The sequence below is a fragment of the Domibacillus indicus genome (assembly GCF_000970685.1).
Lineage (GTDB): Bacteria > Bacillota > Bacilli > Bacillales > Domibacillaceae > Domibacillus > Domibacillus indicus.
On the sequence record NZ_LAJB01000023.1, the window covers coordinates 1 to 3,566 of the forward strand.

At 38.8% G+C, this 3,566-nt stretch carries 5 protein-coding genes; all 5 read right to left on the reverse strand.

All coding sequences use genetic code 11. From position 1 onward, the window contains the following. The coding region (locus tag VP98_RS16635) for a hypothetical protein (protein ID WP_046176518.1) at positions 1 to 186 on the reverse strand (186 nt) is incomplete at its 3' end. Continuing rightward, positions 183 to 1,430 (reverse strand): plasmid recombination protein, encoded by a 1,248-nt coding sequence (locus tag VP98_RS16640; protein ID WP_046176519.1) that lies wholly within the window; start codon positions 1,428 to 1,430, stop codon positions 183 to 185. The genes VP98_RS16635 and VP98_RS16640, both read right to left, overlap by 4 nt. 461 nt (positions 1,431 to 1,891) lie before the next feature. Further along, positions 1,892 to 2,182, reverse strand: coding sequence for a hypothetical protein (locus tag VP98_RS16645; protein ID WP_046176520.1), 291 nt, complete (start codon positions 2,180 to 2,182; stop codon positions 1,892 to 1,894). Between the two features lie 21 nt (positions 2,183 to 2,203). Then, positions 2,204 to 3,220, reverse strand: a complete 1,017-nt coding sequence (locus VP98_RS16650; RefSeq protein WP_046176521.1) for a protein rep — start codon at positions 3,218 to 3,220, stop codon at positions 2,204 to 2,206. A 232-nt stretch (positions 3,221 to 3,452) separates the two neighbouring features. Continuing rightward, positions 3,453 to 3,566 (reverse strand): helix-turn-helix domain-containing protein, encoded by a 114-nt coding sequence (locus VP98_RS19490; protein WP_407919231.1) that lies wholly within the window; start codon positions 3,564 to 3,566, stop codon positions 3,453 to 3,455.

Consider the following 3,566-nt stretch of genomic DNA (forward strand, 5'->3'; position numbering starts at 1 on the left):
GCTGCTCGTTAAACCGCTTCTTTTAGCCAATTCACTTTGCGTAATGCCCAGCTTTATCCTTACATCCATTGCCGTAGCGATAATTTCGGCATAAGCAACATCGAGCTCCTCATCACTGGAACCTAGCTCATGAATCTTCTTCCAAGTAGTTGAATAACGCCTCGGACTACTTCTTCTTTTTGTCATCTTTCTATCCCCCGATCTTTCACCTGAACCTGCTTATGTATCTTTTCAAAGTAATTCACTACTTTGTTTTTCTTCATGTCGTTATTTAGATGCTCTCTGAACGCTCCAAATCGCTCCCTAAGCGTTTCTCTCGTATTTTGATAGATAAGCCTTAAATTTGCTTGTAACTGCCCTACACGCCCTTTAAGAGCCGTATTTTCTTCTCTCAACGCCTTATTCTCTTTTTTCAATTCCTGCTCTCTTTGATAAACCGAATCAAATTGATCTAAAATCGTGCCCTGTACTTCAAGCAATTCTTCTCTTTCCTTCGCGAAATCCATGTTCTTCAGCCGGTTATAATCTTTTTGAATCGTAACAGCTGCATGAATTTGCTCCGTGACTGCTTTGTATTGTTCCGGTGATAAAACATAATTACCTGTTTCTCTTTCAGTGATTTCCGGTTTGCCGATCATTTTCGGCTTTACCTCTGTTTCCGTTTCTTTTCTCAGAAAAGCAACGGGTTCTTTTTTTTCTGGAAGAACCGTTTTTAAATCCTCAATCTCTTTTTCAATCTTGACGAGTTCTCTTTTCTTTTCTTTGTACTCAGTGACATCTTTATACTCATTCGTGCCGATCAATTCTCGTTCGATTCCACGTTCATTCAGCATTTTTTCTAACAACTGCACTTCTTTTTCTCGCCAATCATCAAACGGGCGCTCTTTACTCAACGTGTAATCCTGCTGAAGAATGGCTTTATCAAAAGAGACCTGCTTCTCAAGCCCACGCCTGTAGCCAGAAGCGACAGGGACAAAATTGACATGCAAATGTGGGCTTGCCTCGTCATTGTGAATGACCGCATTGTAAATTTTTAAATTTGGATTTCGTTCTTCAAATGTCCGGAACCACTTTTCCAGGATCTCGTTCGCAGCTTGTACGTTTTCTTTGCTAGAAAAATCATCCTTGTCCCCGATTTGAATGATCATTTCTTGCTGTAAAGCTGTTTTCTTACTTGCCTGTATGTGCCTGTAATAGTCCTTGATTTTCCGATCAGACCGTTTTTGTTTGGCGTTATATTTTTCTAATGATTCATCAAATTCACGCTTATAAAGTTCTTTCAAACTTTCCTGCAGCAGATATTTATTTTCATGAGATTTTGAAAAATCGATATGAGAATTTCGCTCTTTTTCCTGCTCATTCATCTTTCGATTGTTGTGTTTGATGTTGGTCATTTTGGTCTCTTTTTTGAAGGAAATACTCATGCCCATCCCGATCACCTCTCCTACAAAGAACTTACTAAAAAGTTTGTTACTTTGTCAAAGTAACGTTTTCTGTATTGTGACATTCCACTACGCTCCATGTACACAATGAAAACGCTCTGCGAGGCTGTTTCGGCATACGCCGAAGCACGCCAAAGCGTGCAAAGTTCACGAGCCAGGACCACTTAAAAAGGGACAAGGTTCGGGTAGTATTTTTCAAAACGCTACGCTGAAAAATCTCCACCCTTTTCCCCTTGCCCCTTTTTATTTTTGCCGTTTTGTTTTGCTTACAATCCGAGCAAACCAAAAACGAGGATTTTGGTTGTCGGCTTGTCGCAAAAGTGTACGGCAAAAACCGTTCAATCCAATCGCTCCAAATTTCATTTTCGCTCTCAAAAAAAGGAACATTCAACCACCAATCCTCACACCCAAAAACAAGGGAGAGAAACAAAAAAAAAAAAAAAAAAGCCTTATGGCTTCTCAATGTTATTTATAAATTCAATGATCTGTTCTCTAGCATCAGTTCTGAAACATACATTGGGCATTAAATACGCCATAGAATCCTGACTTGTTCCCAATACATCAACTAGTTTTAAATATAAATAAGGGCGATTCTCTCTGCTCTTCTCTACAATGAAATTTGAAAATCTCACTTTAACTTTTAAAAATAAATCATGTGCTTGTTCTGTTTCTAAACGCTGAGATAAAACAGTCTCTGGAACTCCTTCTTTTTCTATCAAAGCCAAAACCATCGAGATCATAATTCTGTCCCCATTCGCTATTTACTTTATCACATAATTTTTCAATCCAACGTGCCAGTATGCCATGATTTCGACAGCACCATTCGCCACTTCATCTGAATTTTCCTCGCCAACATGAATCAAATCTCCGTCCTCAGCATCACCCAGATTTAACTCTCTATGAATCTCTTTTAGCAAACCACCATAGGCAATCAGCCGTTTATATGATAAAGCATTATCCAAATCCAAAATCGTTTCGACATTATCTACAGTAACAGAATCACCAACAATGACATCCGAATCTTTAACGGGATATTTCGACACTTCCAGTATCGCATTTTGTTCTTCGACAGCTTTTTTTATATCCTGCTCGATCTCATTCAAATCGAGCGATTCCTTTTTTGCTTTTACCCGTTGCACATGGACAATTGGATCATAGTCGAGTTTCATGGCCTTACGCCACATTGCTATCCAATTCTCCTGTTTAACATACAGATTTGGCTTTTTAAAATAGCTTGCTGGCACACAAAGGAGAACATGAAAATGAGGGTGATATGTTCCATACCATTCACTTTCTCTTTCTCGATTCTTTGTAACTTCCATCGCTCGAAAATAGCCTTTTATCGATTTTTTAAACTTAGCATAGCCTGCAAATCTGTTCCACGCTTTTGTCATGCTATCCATTGTTGTTTTTAATTCTTTGCCTTCTACATTCCGGACGGTCAACGTAAGAAAAATCCATTTCAAATTTTCTCTCTGGTTTGCTGCTTCTACGATCTGCTTATTGTGAAACGCAATTTTGAGTGATCGGCGCCAGTTGCACATCGGGCATAACCTCACTTTGCAAAAATAAGCTTGGAACAGCTTCAATTTTTCCGCTGTCTTTTTAAACAAAAGAGTATCAGCGCATTGTTGCATCCGTTCTGCTTTCTTGTTCAATCCAGCTTCCCCGTAATGATCAGCCATCAGCAAAGACCGTTTTTTCTTTCCCTTCCAGTCACGATCTTTTCCGTTCGCTCTTGTATCACGGAGGATGTTTATGTTATTATCTTTATACAATTTAAAAAAACCTCGCCTTCGGGTGAGCAAAAAGCCCATTTGTTTTTGTTGGAAACTCGACACTTTCAGCATAACAGATGGCTTTTTTTATGTCCACCTTTAGAAAGTGTCCTCATCCCTTGTGGCTCTAAGGCGGAACCCTAGTTTAATGCGCTTGAATTGTTTCTATATGTATCAAGTAAAGTAGAAACCCGTTTTCAACGGGTTAAAAACCAAACAAAAAAAGACCTTTTCAGGTCTTTTTTTGTGAAAAAACAAATTCCCAGTCTAACCCCAACGCCCTTATATATTTCAAAAAACTTTTCAAGGTCGGAACACTATGGCCACTTTCAATTTTTGAAATCAT